Origin of the sequence: Aequorivita antarctica (genome assembly GCF_007997155.1) — a bacterium.
Taxonomy (GTDB): Bacteria; Bacteroidota; Bacteroidia; order Flavobacteriales; family Flavobacteriaceae; genus Aequorivita; species Aequorivita antarctica.
Window position 1 is genome coordinate 458,393 of record NZ_VORT01000001.1, and the last position, 20,911, is coordinate 479,303.

A 20,911-nucleotide genomic window follows, 5' to 3' on the forward strand; every position below is an offset into this window, starting at 1 on the left:
TAAAGCCGGAAGTTTTACTTTCGGCTTTTTTTATGACATATTTTTAGTGCGCTTCAAGCCAATTATCCCCAACCCCTAAATCTACATCTAACGGAACGGTAAGTTTGTAAGCGTTCTCCATTTCATGCTTTACCATGGTTTTTAGTTTTTCCAGTTCGGGTTTGTAAGTGTCAAAAACAAGTTCATCATGCACTTGAAGCAGCATCTTGCTTTTGTAGTTTTCTTCCTCTAGCTTTTTGTAGATGTTAATCATCGCAATTTTGATGATATCAGCCGCACTTCCTTGTATTGGGGCGTTCACGGCGTTTCGTTCGGCAGCGCCACGCACTACTTGGTTGCTTCCGTTGATGTCTTTTAAATAGCGTCTTCTTCCCAAAACAGTTTGCACATAACCATTTTCACGTGCAAAATCTATTTGCTCGCTTATATAGTTGCGCAGTTTTGGATAGGTTTTATAATAGGTTTCTATCAAATCTTTTGCTTCAGTTCTGGAAAGATCGGTTTGGTTGCTTAAGCCGAAAGCAGAAACGCCGTAGATTATTCCGAAATTCACGGTTTTTGCGTTGCTTCGTTGCTCACGCGTCACTTCACTCAAAGGAATATTAAACACTTTTGAAGCGGTGGAAGCGTGAATATCTTCCCCATGTTTAAAGGCTTCAATCATTGTATCTTCCTCGCTCAAAGCTGCTATAATACGCAATTCTATTTGTGAATAATCCGCCGCCATCAAAACGTAATCTTCGTTTCTTGGAATAAATGCTTTCCGAACTTCTCGCCCGCGCTCGGTACGGATAGGAATGTTCTGAAGATTTGGGTTGTTGCTGCTCAAGCGTCCCGTTGCTGCAACGGTCTGCATATAATCTGTGTGTACTCGGCCTGTTGATTTCTCTACCTGTTCTGGCAGTGCATCTACATAGGTGCTTTTCAATTTTGCGAGGCCGCGGTATTCCAAAACATCGCGGATTATTTTGTGATCTTTTGCTAAATAGGAAAGTACATCTTCTGCAGTTGAATATTGACCGGTTTTGGTTTTTTTCGGCTTGTCTATCAGTTTCATTTTTCCGAAGAGAATATCACCCAACTGTTTTGGCGAAGCAATGTTGAAGGTTTCGCCAGCTTCTTCGTAAATGTGTTTTTCAAGTTGAATAATATCTATATCCAATTCTTTAGAAAGTTTATTCAGGAAACTCTCATCCAAGTTGATGCCCTCCAATTCCATAGCTGCAAGAACGCGAAGTAGCGGTACTTCAATTTCATCAAAAAGTTTTTGGGTGTTTGCTTCGCCAAGTTCTTTTTCAAAATGTTCCTTTAATTGATAGGTAACGTCGGCATCTTCCACGGCGTATTCAGTCTGTTTTTCTACAGAAACGTCGCGCATATTCAATTGGTTTTTACCTTTTTTGCCAATCAATTCGGTGATGGAAACGGGAGTATAGTTGAGATAGGTTTCACTCAAAATGTCCATGTTGTGGCGCATATCTGGGTTTATCAAATAGTGCGCGAGCATGGTGTCAAATAATTTTCCTTTTACTGAAATGTTGTATTTGGCAAGGACTTTAATGTCGTATTTTAAATTTTGACCGATTTTCTGAATGGTTTCGTCTTCAAAAAAGGGGCGAAGTTCTTCCAAAAGTTGTTGTGCTTCTTCACGATTTTCGGGGAAGGGAATATAAAAGCCTTTTCCTTTTTCCCAAGAGAAAGCAATGCCAACCAATTCTGCTTCCAACGGATTAAGACCCGTGGTTTCCGTGTCAAAACACACGCTTTTCTGTTTCATTAAATTTTGAAGAAACAGTTTGGTGCCCATTCCTGGTTGAACGGTTTGGTAGAAGTGCTCTGTGTTTTCTATGGTTGCGCGGGAGTTGTAAGTTTTTATTTCTTCTGTTGCATCGCCGTCGTTGCCAAAGAGTGAGAATTGACCTTCGCCAGCTGGATTGTTTTTAGCCGGTTTGGGTTTTGTGTCTGCAACATTCTTGCTTTCTTGGTTTTCACGACTGGTCCCATTAGAAGCCATTCCTTCTACGGAGAATGCTTTTAGAAAATTGTCTTTAAGTCTTCTAAATTCCAAGTCATCAAAAATCCCCAATACCTTTTCTGTGTCTGGCGGGCACATTTCGAAATCGGCTTCGTTGAATTCAACGGGCACATCCAGCATAATGGTTGCGAGTTTTTTACTGAGCAAGCCGAGCTCGGCGTTTTCAGCGACCTTTTCCTTCATTTTGCCTTTTAGCTTTGCGGTGTTTGCTAGTAGGCCTTCCATGGAACCGAATTCTGCCAAAAACTTCTTTGCAGTTTTTTCACCTACGCCTGGAAGTCCGGGAATGTTGTCGCTACTATCGCCCATCATTCCCAAGAAATCAATTACTTGTAATGGGTCTTTTACTTCAAATTTTTTCTGAACTTCAGGAATACCCCAAGTTTCATAACCTCCGCCAAAAACGGGGCGGTACATAAATATATTTTCTGAAACCAACTGCGCAAAATCCTTGTCTGGAGTAACCATATATGTGGTGTAACCTTCTTTTTCGGCTTTTTTTGCCAAAGTACCAATAACGTCATCGGCCTCAAAGCCATCCTTGACCATAATAGGAATCTTCATGGCCTCAAGAATATTATAGATGTATGGAATGGCAAACCTTATGGCGTCTGGGGTTTCGTCTCTATTGGCTTTGTAGTCTGGAAACATTTCGTTTCGGGCTTCACTGCCACCTTTGTCAAAACAGACTGCTAGATGGTCTGGGCGCTCTCTCTTCACTACGTCTATAAGTGAATTCATAAACCCCATAATTGCTGAGGTGTTTTGACCTTTGCTGTTTAATCGTGGGTTTTTTATTAAAGCGAAATACCCTCGAAAAATAAGAGCGTAGGCATCGACAAGGAAGAGACGTTTTTTTTCTGACATAGTTAGGAAGGCTTATGCTTCAAAAGTAAAAAGAACACTTCAGAAAAGTATGGTTTTATATAAAAAAGAAAATATTGTGAAGGTTATAGCTTGTCTTCGAATAAGTAGACCAATGAAAATTCAAAATAATTGTCTTTCCCTTTTAATTCCATGACCGGAGAATAAAGATTTATATTTCGGTAAGGGTCCGTTATTCCTTTGTTGTATTTAAAGGTTGCCATAAACCGGTTGTATTCAACACTAACGCCGAAAGCGATAAAAGCATTGAATGAAATTTCTTCTTTGTTGCTATCGAATTCCAAATCACTGGGCGTGCTATAAAGCGGGTCCAAAACGTAATCTGATTTTGCTTCGTCCACTAAGTTGTAATCATAAAGAAAGCTGAGCGATGGGCCGGCGTTAATACCGAAAAACCATTCGTCATCAAGATTGAGAACTGTGTAGTCTAAGATAAAAGGAACATTTATGGTTTCTAGGTTAAACTTAATGTCTTCGGGTGTAGCCAATTGATCTTCACGCCCTATAAATTTCATAAAATGTCTGGCATAGTTTATTTCTACAAAAACCTCAAATTTTTCTGAAATAATTACTGTTCCTATAAATCCAACTTTATAACCTGGAGCCGATTTTGAAAACAAGAAATTTGCGCCAGGACTGTAATTAGTTGCACCAACGGTTACCCCAAACCTACCTTCGAAAAGTCCTTTTCCTGAATAATAAGTTTGTGAGTTTACATTAGAGAAACTTAAAAGTAGCAATAAGAAAAAAACAAATTTGTGAGGAAACAAAGCCATACAATGATAAATTAGTTGGTTTTTTGAAAGCGTCAAATATATATAAATTTCCTACATTTGGTCGCTAATAAAAATCTTGAATGAAAAAATTATTCCTTTTACTTTTAGTTTTTGCATATAGTTGCGAAATAGAAAATATTGAATATCTCACACCTATAGTTATTACTGATGAGCCTGCAAATGTGCAAGCAAATACCGCAATACTTGGCGGAGCTGTTTTGGGAGAAGGCGGAAAAGACGTTACGGAATATGGTTTGGTTTGGAGCACTGGAGATTCCCCAACAATCAATGATAACAAACTTGTTAAAGGAGAACGTCTCGGCGCATTTTCAGATTTAATTGGCGGTTTTGAAAATGCCACAACTTATTATTATCGGGCATATGCAGTAAATGAAGTGGGAGTAGGCTACGGCCAAACGTTTGAGTTTACCACAAATGCGCAATCAGCATGTGATCCACAGATAGATAATTTTATAGATACTGACACCGCCCAAATTAATATTACAGATGTGGATTTATCCTTTCCTTCCTATGGTTTTGATGAGGGAAATCTTCAGTTTGAAACTACCAGTTATTCTTCGACCATTAAAATTAGAGTTCAGTTTAATGAAATAAACAGAGAGTTTCCCCAAACCGGGCAATACATAACAATTCAAGGCGACTTTGATGGGCAATATAACTTATCTAATGGTTCTGCAAAGTTATATCTTATTGATTATGGAATTGGCTCGCAAGGAGGCGCAACAGCAGCTCCCGGCACTGTTTTTTATGTTGAAAATAACGGAACTGATTTAACAATAATATTTTGCGACACCCCCTTGGGAGAACCCTATACTTTAAATGGTAAGTTTACCTATTCCAATTAAAAAAACAAAAATGAATAATAAATTCTCAATGGTAATACACGGTGGTGCCGGAACTCTTGTAAAAGGATTGATGACGCCCGAAAAGGAAGAACAATATAAAGTAGCTTTGAAGGAAGCGCTTGAAAAGGGTTACAATGTTTTGGAAAATAATGGTTCTGCAATGGATGCTGTTGAAATTGCTGTAAATCATTTGGAAGATTCTCCACTTTTCAACGCAGGAAAAGGAAGCGTATTCACCAATGACGGCACCCACGAAATGGACGCCGCCATTATGGATGGGAAGACTTTGGATGCAGGAGCTGTTTCTTTAATCACTGGAATTAAAAACCCAATTTCATTGGCGCGAGATATAATGGAAAAAACGGACCATGTTTTTCTGGCAGGTGAAGGTGCAATGCGTTTTGCAAAAAGCTTGGGGTACAATTTAGAATCTCCGGAATATTTTTATGACGAACACCGCTACCAACAATGGCAAAACATTAAAGATAGTGATACTTTTCAGTTGGATCATAGTATGAAAAAGGAAGGAAAGTTTGGAACTGTAGGCGCAGTAGCTTGTGACAAAAACGGAAACATAGCAGCTGCAACCTCAACTGGCGGAATGACCAACAAACGTTGGGGCCGTGTGGGTGACAGTCCAATGGTTGGCTCAGGAACGTATGCGAACAACAAAACCTGCGCTGTAAGTTGCACCGGTAGTGGAGAATTCTTTATCCGCGCAGTGGTGGCTTATGATGTTTCCTGCTTGATGGAATATAAAGGAATGTCTTTGGAGGAAGCTGCTTCTGAAGTTATCAATAAGAGGGTTTTGGAAATTGGTGGCGACGGTGGTCTCATTGCCGTGGACGCCAAAGGAAACATAGCAATGCCTTTCAATACCGAAGGAATGTATCGTGCCTTTAAAACTTCTGAAGGAAAAAAAGAGGTAGGTATTTACAAAGACTGAGATTCAATTACCCGAATGTGATGGGGAGAAATTTTAACTTTCTTTTTCTTAATGTCAAAGTGATCGCCATTTGCTAAAATGTGCGTTTTTAAATTGGTAAGAGACATTGGTGTTCCTTCTTCAACCACAGCTTGATTGTTGTGTTTGAGCTTTCGTGGATCGAAAAGAATAACCATTCCAGAACCAATAACCTCGACTATATTACATTTTTTAATAATCAGTGCGGTGTCTTCTGCCAAACCGATTCCTATCATTTTTGGAAAACGTGCTACAGCTTCCGCAAGCCTTCCAAAACGCCCACGACGTATAAAATGTGAATCTATAATCAAGTTTGGAATAAAACCCATTCCTTCGCCCATCAATACGGCACCTTTTGTAAACGCTTCCTTAATACCGCCACCTTTAATCATTTCCTTACTCATGCACATAGCTCCTGCACTGGTTCCAGCAATTACGAATTTGTCTTCTTCGTATCGTTTCTGAATAATTTTGTGAAGAAGTGTCCCGCCAATATATTGCACTATTTTAGATTGATCCCCGCCAGAAAACATTACGCAGTCAGCTTTTTTCATCAACGTTAAATAAAGTGGGTCCTCAGCTTCTTCGCGATTGCGAATGTCCATAATATGAACATTCTTGCAGCCTAACCTACCAAAAGCATCAAGGTAATTTTCGCTCACTTCATTTGGAATACTAGAAGCAGTTGGAATAACCACAATAATAGCATCTTTACCCCCACTTTCCCGAACCACACGAGAAAGAATTCCTTCCTGAATATATTCCAAAGTATATATTTCGCTTTGTTCAACGCCCTTATCTTCGTTTCCGCCAATAGGGATTAGTGTTCCTTTTACGCCCATGAATTTATTTGATTTGCGGGCAAAAATACGCTAATTGTTAGAAAAATTAATCATATATTTATCAAATTCATATGAAACTAACAAATCCGTCAACTTATGCGAATTAGAGAAATCAACGCTATGCGGGGACCAAATTATTGGTCAATACGCCGTCATAAATTAATAGTAATGGTCCTTGATCTTGAGGAAATGGAGGAACTTCCCTCTAATAAAATTGAAGGGTTTTGCGATCGATTGAAAACTATGTTTCCAAGTATGTTTGGTCACCGTTGCAGTGTTGGAGAACCAGGCGGTTTTTTCCAAAGAGTGGAAGAAGGGACGTGGATGGGCCATATTATTGAGCACATCGCACTGGAAATACAGACGCTGGCAGATATGGACACAGGCTTCGGAAGAACCCGTACTTATGGCGAAAAAGGTGTTTACAATGTGGTCTTTAGTTATATTGAAGAAAATGTGGGTCGCTATGCCGCCAATGCCGCCGTTGATATTTGTCGAGCCTTGATCGATGATAAGGATTACAACTTGGAAGCAGATATCCAAAAAATGCGCGAAATACGTGAAGACGAACGCCTAGGCCCAAGTACAGGTTCAATTATTGAGGAAGCAGAAAGCCGTGGAATTCCGTGGATTCGTTTAAATAAATATTCGCTCTGCCAATTAGGTTATGGTGCCAATCAAAAAAGAATCCAGGCTACGGTAACTTCCGAAACCAGCAGTATTGGTGTAGAAATAGCCTGCGATAAGGAAGACACAAAATACCTTCTGGAACAGGCTGAAGTACAAGTGCCACGCGGAGATATTATTTCCCGCGAAAGCAGTTTGGAAGAAGCTTGCAGATATGTTGGGTTTCCTTTGGTGGTGAAGCCTGTTGGTGGAAACCACGGTCGTGGAATTACAGTAAACATTAAAAATTATGAAGATGCTTTAGTGGCATTTCACGCTGCAAAAATTGTTTCTCCAAAAGTGATTATAGAAAAATACATCACAGGCGAAGATTACCGCTTGTTGGTGATAAATAATGTTTTGGTGGCTGCCGCAAAACGCACCCCAGCAAATGTTATAGGCGATGGAAAATCTTCCATAAAAGAATTGGTAGATGAAGTAAACAAAGATCCACGCCGTGGTTATGGGCACGAAAATGTGCTTACAAAGATTACGATTAATGATTTAACCAGAACAATCATTGCGGCCAAAGGCTATACTGAAGATTCTGTTCCTTTAAAAGATGAAATAGTAATTTTAAAAGACACTGCAAATCTCAGCACAGGCGGTACGGCGGAAGATGTTACAGATATTTTACATCCTACCAACGTTTCAATGGCAGAACGTATTTCAAAAATAATAGACCTCGATATTTGTGGTATTGATATCATGACTACAGACATCAGCCAGCCTTTAAACGATACGGGCGGAGCGGTATTGGAAGTGAATGCAGGTCCAGGTTTTAGAATGCACTTGGCACCAACTATAGGTTTGCCACGAAATGTAGCAGCTCCAGTAGTAGATAAATTATTTCCAAATCATGGCGACACAGGTCGTATTCCTATTATTTCTGTAACAGGAACCAATGGAAAAACAACCACCACCCGCTTAATTGCACACATTGCAAAAATGAAAGGCTACCGTGTAGGCTATACCACCAGCGACGGCGTTTATATCCAGAATAGGTTATTGATGAAGGGCGATTGTACTGGTCCAGCAAGTGCAGAATTTGTTTTAAAAGACCCAACCGTAAACTTCGCTGTTTTGGAATGTGCTCGAGGCGGATTGTTGCGTGCTGGTCTTGGTTTCAAAAAATGTGATGTTGGAATTGTAACCAATGTTGCCGCAGACCATTTGGGGCTGAAGGGAATCCACACGGTGGAACAACTTGCAAAGGTAAAAGGCGTAATTCCAGAAACTGTATTACCCGACGGCTACGCAATTCTGAACGCCGATGATGATTTGGTCTATGAAATGCGAAGAAGCATCAAATGTAACCTCGCTCTTTTCTCCATGGATGAAGAAAATCCGCGGATAAAAGCACTGCAAAAACTTGGAGGAATTACTGCTATCTATGAAAATGGATATGTAACAATATGCCGAGGTACATGGAAAATGCGCATAATGAAGGCTGAAAATATTCCGTTGACCTATGGTGGGAAAGCAATATTTATGATTCAAAATATTCTTCCTGCTGTGATTGCAGCAAACGTTCGCGGAATTGGTATTGAAGATATGAAAGTAGCTTTGGAAACCTTTATTCCTTCGGCTTCGCAAACACCTGGAAGGTTGAATCTTTTCAAATTTGAAAACTTCACTATGTTACTTGATTACGCACACAACCCTGCCGGAATGCGAGCGCTTAAAAATTTCACTGACAGCCTCGAAGCAACTATTAAAGTTGGTATCATTGCGGGAGTGGGCGATAGAAGAGAAGAAGATACCAATGAACTAGGAAGCATTGCCGCCGAAATGTTTGATGAAATAATTATTCGGCAGGACAAGCATTTACGTGGAAAATCTGAGGAAGCTCTTATTAAAATGCTCAATGATGGTATTAAAATGAAGGACCCAAACAAAAAAACAACGATTATACCTTCAGAAAAAGAGGCCATTACCTTTGCAGTTAAAAATGCAATAAAGGGCTCACTCATTATTTGCTGTAGCGACGTAATCCCCGATGCTTTGGAACTTGTGATGAAATTCAAGGAACAGGAAAGCAATGGCGAAATGATCTTTGCACAATAAAAAGCAAAAGCCGCTCCTCCTCAAAAGCGACTTTACTTTCTAACACTAAAAAATGAAAGCAATTTGATCAGGATTGATTTCATAACAAAACTAATAGCTAACTATTACCTTATCTTTAATCTAGTATTATTAAAAAAATTTTTAAAGAAAGCCGCACTTCACAGCGGCTTTCTTTAATTATTCAAATAGAACAATTGATACAAGTACGAGGACCTCAATGTGGCAACTTCCTTATATGATTTTGTTAGTGAATGAAGATTTGAACTTTAACTATTTGAGGGCACGGCTTTTAATTCTCCCAAAAATGAAGATATAGCCATAACAGGCAATCACCAATAGTAGCGCAATTTTAAAACCTACATTATCAGTTAAAAAACCATACGCTGGTGGAATAACGGCGCCACCAACAATAGCCATACAAAGCAAACCTGAAGCCTGAGGTTTCAAATCGCCCAGACCATCAATGGTCAAAGCAAAGATTGTCGGGAACATAATAGAGTTGAAAAGTCCTACAGCAAGAATGGACCACATTGCTGTTAAACCTCCTGTATTCATTGAAATAAGTAACATCAACACCGCCAAAAAAGCAAAAATTGAAAGCACTTTTGTAGGTTTCATAATTTTTGTGAGATAAGCTCCCACAAATCTACCTATCATTGCACCACTCCAATAGAAAACAACAAATGCTCCCACGATTGCTTTACTGTCAATCGAATTTAAATCTGTATTTAAAAGACTTTCAGCAATGTATTTCATTGATTCGTTTTGTTGAATGATTTCAGAGATGTTCATGCTCATAAAATAATTCACCAAATAACTTCCAATGGCAACTTCGGCACCTACGTATAGGAAAATACCCAATGCTCCGAGCATCACGATTTTGTTTTTCAGAAGTTTTCCGTAACCGCCCACAGGGCTTTTTTCCAAAATCTTCGGAAGTTTTATAAAAACAAATAGTAACGCTAAAAACCCTATAAATGCTGCGATAAAAAGGAAAGGTGTTTGCACTGCGGAAGCTTCAGAAACGTAATAGGCACTTTGATCCACATCTGTTAAACCCGAAATTTCTTCAGAAGATTTAATGGTATCGCTCAACAAAAACGAAGCGCCAATCAAAGGTGCAATGGCAGTTCCCAAAGAGTTGAATGCTTGTGAAAGATTCAATCGGCTGGAAGCGCCATCCTCACTTCCCAAGACCGAAACGTAGGGATTTGCGGCAACTTGAAGCACCGTTATTCCACCCGCAAGTGTAAAGTATGCAACTAAAAATATCCAAAACTGTCTATCCGCTGCTGCTGGATAAAATAGTAAACAGCCAATTGCCATAGTAACCAAACCTACGATTATCCCTTTTTGATACCCAATTCGCGAAAGCAAAGCTCCCGCAGGAACCGAAATCACTAAATACGCCAAAAAGAAAGCAAACTGAACGAGTCCCGCCTGAAAATAACTGAGTTCAAAGACATCTTTCAAACGCGGGATTAAACTGTCCACCAAAACGGTGATGAATCCCCAAAGGAAAAAGAGCACGGTTACCGTAATAAAAGCAGAGCGGAAGGATTTTTTTTCGGTCATAATTGGTTGTTACTGTTGATACTATTTATTCTACTTTTTATCATAAAAATCTGATGAAAAGTTTTCGTTTTTGTCGTTTTGATATTTCGTTACCCAAAACCCATCGTGAATGGAATAATAGCCTGTTTCACCTTTTTTGTTCACGGCAATATAGCCTACTTGAAAATCTTTGTAATTAGGACTCTTTTTGATAATTCGTCTAATTGCTTCTTCACAGGCTTGTTGAGGTGTTTTGCCTTGACGCATCAATTCAACAATCAAGAAACTACCCACGGTTTTCAGCACTTCCTCCCCCAAACCGGTGGCAGTTGCGCCACCGATTTCATTATCAATAAAAAGTCCCGAGCCAATTATTGGCGAATCGCCCACACGTCCGGCCATTTTGTATGCCAGTCCACTAGTGGTGCATCCTCCAGAAATATCTCCATTTTTGTCAATTGCCAGCATCCCGATAGTGTCGTGATTTTCAATGTTGATGATGGGTTTGTACTGTGAAGTTTTTTTCCATTCTTCCCAAGCTTTTTTTGAAGCATCAGTAAGTAAATCAACAGGTTTAAAACCTTCAGAAATTGCAAACTGTTCCGCACCTTTTCCTGCCAAAATTACGTGTGGCGTATCTTCCATTACTTTTCGTGCTACAGAAATTGGGTGCATAATATTCTGAAGATAAACTACTGCGCCATAATCACCCTCTTTGTTCATAATACAGGCGTCTAGCGTTACGTTCCCGTCGCGGTCTGGCAAACCACCAATGCCGACTGATTGTCCTTCTGCGTTGGCTTCTTCAACCATACAACCTTTTTCTACGGCATCGAGTGCAGATTTTCCTTCTTGTAAAACGCGCCACGCTTCGGCAGTGCTATCATTTACATTCCAAGTGGCGATTACTAATGGGAAACTGGCGGTTTCAATCTGAGGTGATTTTTTTTCCGAAGAAAAAATGTTTTTTTCCGAAGCAAAAACGGAACTTCCCACCGCAATTCCAAAGGTGGAAAGCGAAGCGTTTTGGATAAATTTTCTACGTTTCATAATCTTATTTCTTGGGTTTATTGGCCATTTTAAATACAATTTCTTTACTCATTGTAACCTCATCGTGAGTCAAATAATTTCTGTCCAGTTTTTTTCCGTCAACCGAAACACTTTTCACATAAATATTTTTTGCACTTTGGTTTTTCGCCACAATTTTCACTGAATTTCCATTGTCTAAATGCAAAATCGCTTCCTCAACCAACGGACTTCCCAGTGCATAATTTGGCGAACCGGGAACAACCGGATAAAAGCCCAGCGCGCTAAAAATATACCACGCGCTCATCTGCCCAGCATCGTCGTTTCCACAAAGACCGTCCTGTTTACTGCCATACATTTTGTCCATAATTATCCGTACACGTTCTTGGGTTTTATAATCTTTTCCCGTCCAATTATATAAATACGGAATGTGGTGCCCTGGCTCATTGCCCTGCACATAATTGCCCATAATTCCATCGCGCGTTATATCTTCATTTTTTTCGATGTACTTATCGTCGAGCTCCATAGTGAAAAGTGAATCCAAATGTTTGCTGAACCGTTCTTTTCCGCCCATCATTTGTATCATTTCGTCCAAATTCTGCGGTACGTAAAGCCCGTAATTCCATGCGTTGCCTTCAATGAAACCTTGTCCGTGAGTGTCCAACGGATCAAATTCTTTTCTGAATTTTCCATCGCTAAGTTTTGGTCGCATATAACCAATTTTGGGATCGTAAACATTTTTGAAATATTCCGAACGTACCAAAAATTCCTTTTCAGCTTCAGTATTGCCAACGCTTTTCGCTATTTGTGCAATACACCAATCGTCATAAGCATATTCCAAAGTTTTTGAAACTGAAGAACTGCTTTTGTCTTCGGGTACAAAACCCATTTTCTTGTAATCGCCAATGCCGTCAAAATAATTAACATTAGCGGTGTTTATGGAAGCCTCCAAAGCGTGGTTTTTATCGAAATCGCCTACGTTTTTTACAAGCGCATCTGCAATCACTGAAGTAGCGTGATAGCCAATCATACACCAATTTTCATTAGCGTAATGGCTCCAAATGGGCAACATTTTATGCACGCTTTGGTCGTGATGCGCCAACATACTTTTTATCATATCATTGTTTCGCTGCGGATGTATGATGTTGAAAAGTGGATGCAACGCGCGATACGTATCCCAAAGTGAAAAAATGGTATAATTGGTAAACCCATCCGATGTGTGAATATTTTGGTCCAAACCGCGATATTGTCCGTCAACGTCTTCATATATAATTGGGCTGAGCATCGTGTGATAAAGCGCGGTGTAAAAGGTGATTTTATCTTCTGTCGTGAGGGATTTCACTTCAATTTTTGAAAGTTCTTTATTCCATTTTTGATGCGTTTCGGCTTTGGTTTTTTCAAAATCCCAATGTGGAATTTCAGCTTTTAGATTTTTCATCGCGCCTTTTGTGCTGACTGATGAAAGTGCAAATTTTATAGAAATCCTTTCATTTTCTTCAGTGTCAAAATTGAAATATGCACGTATTTCCTTCCCCGCCATTTCCGGAAAATTCTCTTCTTCGTTGAATTTTCTATAAAAACCATTGTATTTGGCTTTGTCGTATTTTTTATGCCCATAACTTTTGAAAGGCTTGGAAAACTGCATCACAAAATAAACAGTCCGCGTTCGCGCCCAACCGTGTGTTTGACGGTAACCGGTTACAGTAGAATCATTTTCAACCCGAACAAAAGTCCAAACGTTTTTATCGTCGTAACCATAGACATTGTAAACCATATCGAGAATAATGTGAGCCTCATCGCTTTTCGGAAAAGTGTATTGATGAAAACCTACACGGTCACTCGCCGTGAGTTCAGCGAAAATATTGTAATCGTCCAATTTCACTTCGTAATATCCTGGGGAAGCCATTTCATTTTTATGTGAAAAAGAGGAAATGAAACCTTTTTCGCCACTTTCGGTTTTAAGCGGATCCAAAACCAATTTTCCAACGGTTGGCATCACCAAAAAATCCCCCAAATCTGAATGTCCCGTCCCGCTAAAATTGGTATGCGAAAAACCAATAATCGTGGAATCGGAATATTGATAACCGGCACAGTAAGCATAGGTTTTCGGGTTATAGCTTCCGTCTTGTTGATACATAGTCTGGAAATTGGTCTGCGGACTCAATTGCACCATTCCGAAAGGTGTTGTAGCTCCGGGAAAGGTGTGGCCCATTTTATCGGTACCGATAAATGGATTTACAAATTGAGTGAAATCTTTGTTTTGTGCAAAACTGTTGAAACAGCCGAGAATTATAATTGTGAAAATTATTTTTTTGAACATATTATTTTATTTCTATTTCATCCACAAAAAGCCAAGCCTTTCCGCCATAACCCAAATGTCCTTTTGGAAGATCGCCGAAGTTTTTTGCCGTGATTTTTATGAATTGGATATTTTTTCCTACTTCGAATTGAATCGTTTTAATTCCAGCCTCTTCAGAAGGTTTTTCTGCTTCTATTTTTTGAAGAGGCAGTTCAATAAAATCCTTTCCGTTTTTCGAAACTGAACAGGTAATTTCAGTTGGGTAAAAAATCCAGCTGCGTTGATCCTGCATAAAATTCACCAACACCATTTTCACATCTTTTGAAGATCCCAAATCAACCGTGGCTTTTAAATCTTTATCATGGTAACCCTGCCAAGCGCCAGTTCGAAAATCGATAGCGCCGTGAACACCATCAATCAATGCATTGTTGCCGCCGCCGTTGTATTGATTGGCGTATTCAGTTTCCAGCTTTATGCTGAGGTTTGGATCGATTTTATAAAAATGTGTTGAAAGGATTTGACTTTTGGAATCGCTTTTTTTAGAATAGGTTTTCAAAATTAATTCATCGGAAATGATAAAAGGGCTTTTATATTTTTTGAAATCTGAATCGTTCAAAGAATAAAAAATATCTGTTTTATCCGAAGCAACTCCGAGCGAAATTTCAGTTTCATTTTTAAATGCTACATCGCCTTTCGCAATAAATGGGGCTGGAACAATTAGGTTTTCTGTGATTTCTGTTTTTGGAATTTCTTCATCTTTCGTTGCCCAATTGGAAGGTTTATCAGTCATTTTAAATACTAATTTTCCACCGTTCATAATTTCGGAATGAATGATAAAACTTCTGTTCAATGCTTTTCCATTTAAGTTTGCTGAAGCGATATATTTGTTGGTATCCGAAAGGTTTTCAGCTTCAATTTCAAACTTTTTCCCATTTTCTAAATTAATTGTGGCCTTTTCAAACAAAGGCGTTCCAATAATATATTGATTGCTCGCGGGCGTTACGGGATAAAAACCCATCGCGCTGAAAACATACCAAGCGCTCATCTGCCCGCAGTCCTCGTTTCCAGAAATTCCGTCGGGGGCGTTTTGGTACATTTCATTTAAAATTTGATGAACTTTTTCTTGCGTTTTTGCAGGTTTGTTCACAAAATTATAGAGATAGGCCATATGATGGCTCGGTTCGTTTCCGTGGGCGTATTGACCGATAAGTCCAGTAATATCGGCTTGTTCGCGACCTGAAGTTTCGTTTTTTGCGGTGAAAAGTTTGTCGAGTTGTTTCTCAAAAGCAACTTTTCCACCCATTAAATTCATCAAACCAGAAATGTCCTGTGGTGCGTAAAAACTGTATTGCCACGAATTTGCTTCGGTGTAATTGAAATTCACCTCATAAGGGTCAAAAGGCGCAAACCAAGTGTTGCGAAAACGACCACGCATAAACTTGGTTTCAGGGTCGAAAACGTTTTTGTAGTATTGTGCTCTTTCAGAGAAAAGTTTATAATCTTCAGTTTTGCCCATTGCTTTCGCCATTTCGGCAATTGTCCAATCGTCATAGGCATATTCCAGCGTTTTTGAAACCGATTCGCTTTCTTCTTCCACCGGAATAAATCCGAATTCCTTATAACTTATTAGTCCCAATTTATCTTGCATTGCGCTGTGTTTCATCGCTTCAAAAGCTTTCTCGGCATTAAAACCACGAATTCCTTTTAAATACGCGTCAGATATCACTGGAACAGCGTGATAACCAACCATACACCAAGTATAATTGCCCGCCAATGGCCAAATGGGAAGAATTCCGCCATCATCATATTTTGCCAAAAGTGAATTTATAAAATCGTTTGTGCGTTCTTTCTCAATAATAGTATAAAGCGGATGCGCAGCTCGATAGGTATCCCAAAGGGAAAAAACGGTGTAGTTTTCAAAATCGTTACTTTGATGAATTTCTAAATCCATTCCTCGATAGCGACCGTCAACGTCTTGATAAAGGTTTGGTGCAATCATCGTGTGATAAAGTGCGCTGTAAAAGATGGTTTTTTGATCGTTGTTTACGGTTTCAACAACTATTTTTTGAAGTTGTTTTTCCCAAGCGATTTCGGCTTCACTTTTTACTTGCTGAAAAGACTTATCACCGATTTCAGCTTCCAAATTTTTCTTTGCTCCGGCTTCGTCAACAGCTGAAATAGCTACTTTCACTTCCAGTTCATTACCTTCGGAAGTGTCAAATTCAAAGGCAGCTTTGGTTGGGTTGTCCCCCTGGCCCCCAAGGGGTGAATAATACTCAACTTTTTTATACGGACGGGAAAATTCAATATTGTAAAAAAGTCGTTGGTCTTTCGCCCAAGCATCAGAATGGCGATGACCGGAAATTTCGGTTTTTGAAACAACATCTATTTGAGAGCTCAACACCTTGTCGCGATGTTCCAAATCGAGAATTACAATCTGTTTTGAATTCTTCGGAAAAGTGTAATGATGAATGCCACTTCTTTTGGAAACCGTGACCTCTACTTCAATATTTGTTTCATCCAAAAATACTTTGTAATAGCCTGGAGAAGCCATTTCGTTTTTATGTGAGAAATGTGCGCGATAACCACTTTTTTCGTCAGCACCGTTGTTGAAATTAAGATCGTTTGTAGGCATTAAAAGCACATCGCCATAATCGCTAACACCCGTCCCGCTTAGATGTGTGTGTGAAAATCCGTATATATATTCATCACTGTAATGATAGCCGCTGCAACCATCCCAGCCATCTAAACGCGTATCTGGACTCAATTGCATCATACCAAAAGGCATGGTGGCACCTGGGTAAGTATGTCCGTGTCCGCCCGTTCCGATAAAGGGGTTTACGAATGAAGTCAAGGAATTTTCCTGAGAAAAGCAGAAAAAAGAGAAAAGAAAAAAGGATACGGTTATGGTTTTTCGCATTTCAAAAAAATATTCTGAAAAGATACTAAAACCGTTAAAATAAAGTGAAGGACCATTTCAATTTTTTGAAACATACTATCTTTAAAAATTCTTTCTACTCTATGCGTTGGTTCATTTTTATTGTCATTTACATTCTTGTTGATATTTATGCCTTTCAGGCTGTAAAAACAGTTGCCAAAAGTCCGTGGTTGCACGGTTTTTATGTTTTTATTTCACTAGCGGTTTTGGCAGGGCTGATTTATGAACTTTCCTTTTTGGGCTCTGCAAAGATGATGGAGCCTCCAAAAATGTATTTCTTCGGAATATTTCTCGCAGTTTTTATTCCAAAATTGATCCTGATTATTTTTATGTTCGGAGAAGACATTGGCCGTTTTTTTGTTGGCATATTTATGAAAGTTGCCGGAAGTAACGAAGCTAGTTTTATGGCTTCTCGAAGAAAATTTGTGAGCACTATTGCTTTGGGGATTGCTGCAATTCCATTTGCATCTTTGATTTATGGAATGGTGCAGGGAAAATACAATTACAAAGTGTTGAAATATGCACTTGAGTTTGACGATTTGCCTGATGAATTTGACGGTTTTACACTTACACAAATTAGCGATATACACAGTGGAAGTTTTGACAATCATAACAAAGTGGAATATGCTGTGAATCTAATAAATGAACAGCAAGGTGATGTGATTCTTTTTACGGGTGATTTGGTTAACAATGTGGCCAGTGAAATGGATGATTGGAAACAACTTTTTTCAACTCTTAAGGCGCCGCAGGGTGTTTATTCTGTTTTGGGAAATCACGATTATGGCGATTATGTAAATTGGGAAAGTGCGAATGAAAAGGCTTTAAACCTTGAAAAATTGAAATTACTTCAAAAAGAAATGGGTTGGGATTTATTGCTCAATGAAAATAGATATCTCGAAAAAAACGGTCAAAGAATTGCTTTGGTAGGTGTGGAAAACTGGGGACTAAATGGCTTTAAACAAATTGGAGATCTCGATAAAGCCTGCGAAGGAATTTCAGAAAACGATTTTAAAATATTGATGAGCCACGACCCCTCGCATTGGCAGGCAAAAGTAAAAGAAGATCCGCGTCATTTTCACTTAACTTTGAGCGGGCATACCCACGGAATGCAATTTGGTATTGAGATTCCAGGAATTATAAAATGGAGCCCCATAAAATATAGATATAAAAATTGGGCTGGAATTTACGAGGAATTTGGAAGGTACATAAACGTGAACCGTGGTTTTGGGTTTTTGGGCTATCCAGGAAGGGTGGGGATCTGGCCAGAGATAACTGTTATTCAACTTAAAAAGAAGCAGAATACCGTATAATAATCGGGAAATGTTATATTTGTAATACGATTGTTCAACTAACACATTAGACGAATGTCAAAATTTGGAGAATTAATTGAAACTCGAATCCCAGTCCTGCTAGATTTTTATGCAGAATGGGATGAAGCATCCAAAGAAATGCACCCTGTATTAAGAGACGTTGCCGCCGCACTTGGCGATAAGGCTCGGGTGATAAAAATAGACGTTGAAAAAAACAAAGAACTAGCCGAAGCGCTTCGCGTGAAAGGCCTTCCCACATTGATGATCTACAAAAATGGCGAAATGAAATGGCGCCAAAGTGGGGAACAGGATGCCGATACACTTATTGGGCTGGTTAACGAATACGTTTAGCCTTTATAATCAAATTTTATTTATCGAATTTTCCCCTAAATGCTTTGTGTTTATAGGTTATCTAGACATTTAAGCATTTCTATATACAATTTTTATAGCGTTTTTTTATTTTCAAATTCTTACAAATAAGTTAAAATATTGCGTTTTTATCGTTAAAACGACAGGTTTAACCGACAAATACACTTATCTTTGTAGGAAAAATTTTACTTTAATCCACTAACGCTATGAAATTTTCTTACACAAGATCTTGTGCTGTCACAAGGTCACTACTCTTTATTTGTTTATTTTTTTCAATGATATCACAGGCCCAAGTGGGTATCGGAAATACAAATCCTGATGCTTCTTCAGCACTTGATATTAAATCGACAACCCAAGGTTTACTAGCACCGAGAATGACTTCGGCACAACGGTTGGCCATAACCTTGCCGGCTAATAGTTTATTGGTTTATGATACTACTCTTAAATCTTTTTATTATTATGATTTGCCTTCCACAACTTGGGTAAAGATAAATGCATCCACGAATCAGAGAAACAATTATAAACTTGTAAAGTCTGTTGCTGATTTAGCTCCAGAACTCGTCTCTGGAGGAGGTTCGAAGTATTTACTCCAAACAAATACTTTATATGAAATAAATGGATTGATTACTCTAGCTTTTCCAATAGATTTGAACGATGCGTATGTTTCTGGGCTTGATGCAAATGAGGATATTCTTTCATTTCCGGGAGGGACTGTTTTTAAAGGCAATATTGGCGGAAGCATTCGAAATGTTACTTTAAAAGGCGCAAAAGCTTTTGAAATTACTGGGCCGGGGATTGCTACTGCAACTTCGCTTCTTGTTCAAAATACGGTTGTTGATGGTATGACTACCAGTGTGGGCAGTATTTCTGGGATTGGTCTGTATTTTGGAAACATCGTTCAATTTATCAATAATATTGCGGGAATAACTTATACAAATATTGGTAATTGTCTTTTAAATAACCAAGCTTGGTTAGCAACTAACAGCGGAACATTTGAAACTTTTTCCGGTACATTTGGATTAATTGAAAAAGTGAGTGGTTTCAGTTCGCTTAATGGTTCAGATGTGGCAATGGATGTAAGTTCAGATCCCACTGTTGGAAGCGGAGTTTTGCTTGGGACAGTTTTTTCGGGAACAACTACCGCTCCTTCTGGATATATTAAAAAATACACTTCTGGGTCTTACACAGGTTTTAATTTTACTAAAAATTGGTCGGTTAATAGCCCTGGGATTCCCAGAGAATCTGATGATGTTGCTACTGGTAATATAAATTTAACTGCTTCGATATCAACTCCAGTAAATACTACATTAACTGGAACCGGAATATCCAGTAGAAAGAAGTTGAATGGACCTACAACTTCCACTGATCTATTTAGATTTGAAAGAAGTGGAAATAATAGACTTATATATAAAGGAAATAAAAAGAGGTTCTTTCAAGTGAATGCATCGCTGTCATTTTCAACAAGTTTTACTGGGAGTCCATTAGTTACTACATATGTCTTGTATATAGCAAAAGGAAGTGGTGCAGGTTCAGCTTCAGTTATTCAGGAGACTAGAGTTTATGGAAGACTTACTACCAGTACAAGTGAAGTTATAGCAGTTCCAATTTTAGGTACTATCGAGTTAGATACAGATGATTTTATTGAGGTTTGGGCAGAAAGAGAAAGTGGAAATGGAAATATTGAAAGTGCTTCATTAAATGCAACTATAAATTAAATACAACTACTAAAAAAAATATTTAAAACCTTCGGCAAAACATACCGAAGGTTTTTTTCTGCCTTTAAGCTATCGTGAAAAACTACCACGCTTCCGGCTTTTATATACTTCAGCACATTTTGCAGGCATTCTTCTTCGGAAACTGTTGCGTCATAATCATAGCTAATGATATCCCACATCACAATTTTAAACCCTTTTTTCTGAAGTATTTTGGATTGTTTTGAAGTGATCTTGCCATAAGGTGGTCGGAATAGCTTAGAGTTGATTATTTCTTCTGCCAAAAGCACGTTTTTAATGTATGGTGAGGTTTCTGTTTTTGTTCCTTTCAAATGGTTAAAAGTATGATTACCCACTGAATGACCTTCAGAAAGAATTCTTCGGTAAATTTCAGGATGTTTTTTTACATTTTCGCCGATACAAAAAAACGTAGCTTTTGCATTGTACTTTTTTAATTCGTCCAACACCCAAGGCGTTATTTCCGGAATTGGGCCGTCGTCAAAAGTGAGATATACAGCGTTTGATTTACGCGAAAATGCCCAGATCCGTTCAGGGTATAACCGCTGAATGAATCTGGGCATTTTTACTAAATTGAATTTCAA

General features: G+C 38.8%; 14 protein-coding genes. 6 read left to right on the top strand and 8 right to left on the bottom strand.

Annotated elements, in window-relative coordinates:
• Positions 1-43 precede the first annotated feature (43 nt).
• Both polA and ESU54_RS02075 read right to left on the bottom strand, forming a co-directional pair.
• Complete coding sequence (gene polA, locus ESU54_RS02070; RefSeq protein WP_111842778.1) at positions 44-2,902, bottom strand: DNA polymerase I; 2,859 nt, start codon at positions 2,900-2,902, stop codon at positions 44-46.
• An 83-nt stretch (positions 2,903-2,985) separates the two neighbouring features.
• Positions 2,986-3,696 (bottom strand): outer membrane beta-barrel protein, encoded by a 711-nt coding sequence (locus ESU54_RS02075; protein WP_111842777.1) that lies wholly within the window; start codon positions 3,694-3,696, stop codon positions 2,986-2,988.
• A gap of 80 nt (positions 3,697-3,776) precedes the next feature.
• Between ESU54_RS02075 and ESU54_RS02080 the strand changes: the two genes are divergently transcribed.
• Positions 3,777-4,562, top strand: a complete 786-nt coding sequence (locus ESU54_RS02080) for a hypothetical protein (protein ID WP_111842776.1) — start codon at positions 3,777-3,779, stop codon at positions 4,560-4,562.
• Positions 4,563-4,572: 10 nt separating this feature from the next.
• Complete coding sequence (locus ESU54_RS02085; protein WP_111843242.1) at positions 4,573-5,508, top strand: isoaspartyl peptidase/L-asparaginase family protein; 936 nt, start codon at positions 4,573-4,575, stop codon at positions 5,506-5,508.
• Here ESU54_RS02085 and ESU54_RS02090 read toward each other — a convergent pair.
• Entirely contained in the window at positions 5,496-6,368 is an 873-nt protein-coding gene (locus ESU54_RS02090; protein ID WP_111842775.1) for a cyanophycinase, read from the bottom strand. The genes ESU54_RS02085 and ESU54_RS02090 overlap by 13 nt on opposite strands.
• 96 nt (positions 6,369-6,464) lie before the next feature.
• Here ESU54_RS02090 and cphA point away from each other — a divergent pair, with 96 nt between their 5' ends.
• The gene (gene cphA / locus ESU54_RS02095; protein WP_111842774.1) at positions 6,465-9,101 is read left to right on the top strand and encodes a cyanophycin synthetase; all 2,637 of its coding nucleotides are present in this window, start codon (positions 6,465-6,467) and stop codon (positions 9,099-9,101) included.
• A gap of 270 nt (positions 9,102-9,371) precedes the next feature.
• Here cphA and ESU54_RS02100 read toward each other — a convergent pair whose 3' ends face one another.
• The 4 genes from ESU54_RS02100 to ESU54_RS02115 are packed head-to-tail and all read right to left on the bottom strand — an operon-like array spanning position 9,372 to position 16,900.
• Positions 9,372-10,676 (bottom strand): sugar MFS transporter, encoded by a 1,305-nt coding sequence (locus ESU54_RS02100; RefSeq protein WP_111842773.1) that lies wholly within the window; start codon positions 10,674-10,676, stop codon positions 9,372-9,374.
• Positions 10,677-10,706: 30 nt separating this feature from the next.
• On the bottom strand, positions 10,707-11,705 hold the full coding sequence (locus ESU54_RS02105; protein WP_111843241.1) for an isoaspartyl peptidase/L-asparaginase family protein: 999 nt from the start codon (positions 11,703-11,705) through the stop codon (positions 10,707-10,709).
• 4 nt (positions 11,706-11,709) lie between these two features.
• Positions 11,710-14,001 (bottom strand): GH92 family glycosyl hydrolase, encoded by a 2,292-nt coding sequence (locus ESU54_RS02110; protein ID WP_111842772.1) that lies wholly within the window; start codon positions 13,999-14,001, stop codon positions 11,710-11,712.
• A gap of 1 nt (position 14,002) precedes the next feature.
• Entirely contained in the window at positions 14,003-16,900 is a 2,898-nt protein-coding gene (locus tag ESU54_RS02115) for a GH92 family glycosyl hydrolase (RefSeq protein WP_111842771.1), read from the bottom strand.
• 101 nt (positions 16,901-17,001) lie between these two features.
• Between ESU54_RS02115 and ESU54_RS02120 the strand changes: the two genes are divergently transcribed.
• The 3 genes from ESU54_RS02120 (at position 17,002) to ESU54_RS02130 (ending at position 20,312) form a co-directional block, all read left to right on the top strand.
• Complete coding sequence (locus tag ESU54_RS02120) at positions 17,002-18,228, top strand: metallophosphoesterase (protein ID WP_111842770.1); 1,227 nt, start codon at positions 17,002-17,004, stop codon at positions 18,226-18,228.
• Positions 18,229-18,282: 54 nt separating this feature from the next.
• On the top strand, positions 18,283-18,579 hold the full coding sequence (locus ESU54_RS02125) for a thioredoxin family protein (RefSeq protein WP_111842769.1): 297 nt from the start codon (positions 18,283-18,285) through the stop codon (positions 18,577-18,579).
• A 293-nt stretch (positions 18,580-18,872) separates the two neighbouring features.
• Positions 18,873-20,312, top strand: coding sequence for a hypothetical protein (locus tag ESU54_RS02130; protein ID WP_235004450.1), 1,440 nt, complete (start codon positions 18,873-18,875; stop codon positions 20,310-20,312).
• Here the strand turns inward: ESU54_RS02130 and ESU54_RS02135 are convergent.
• Positions 20,309-20,890 (bottom strand): polysaccharide deacetylase family protein, encoded by a 582-nt coding sequence (locus ESU54_RS02135; protein WP_111842767.1) that lies wholly within the window; start codon positions 20,888-20,890, stop codon positions 20,309-20,311. The genes ESU54_RS02130 and ESU54_RS02135 overlap by 4 nt on opposite strands.
• Positions 20,891-20,911 lie beyond the last annotated feature (21 nt).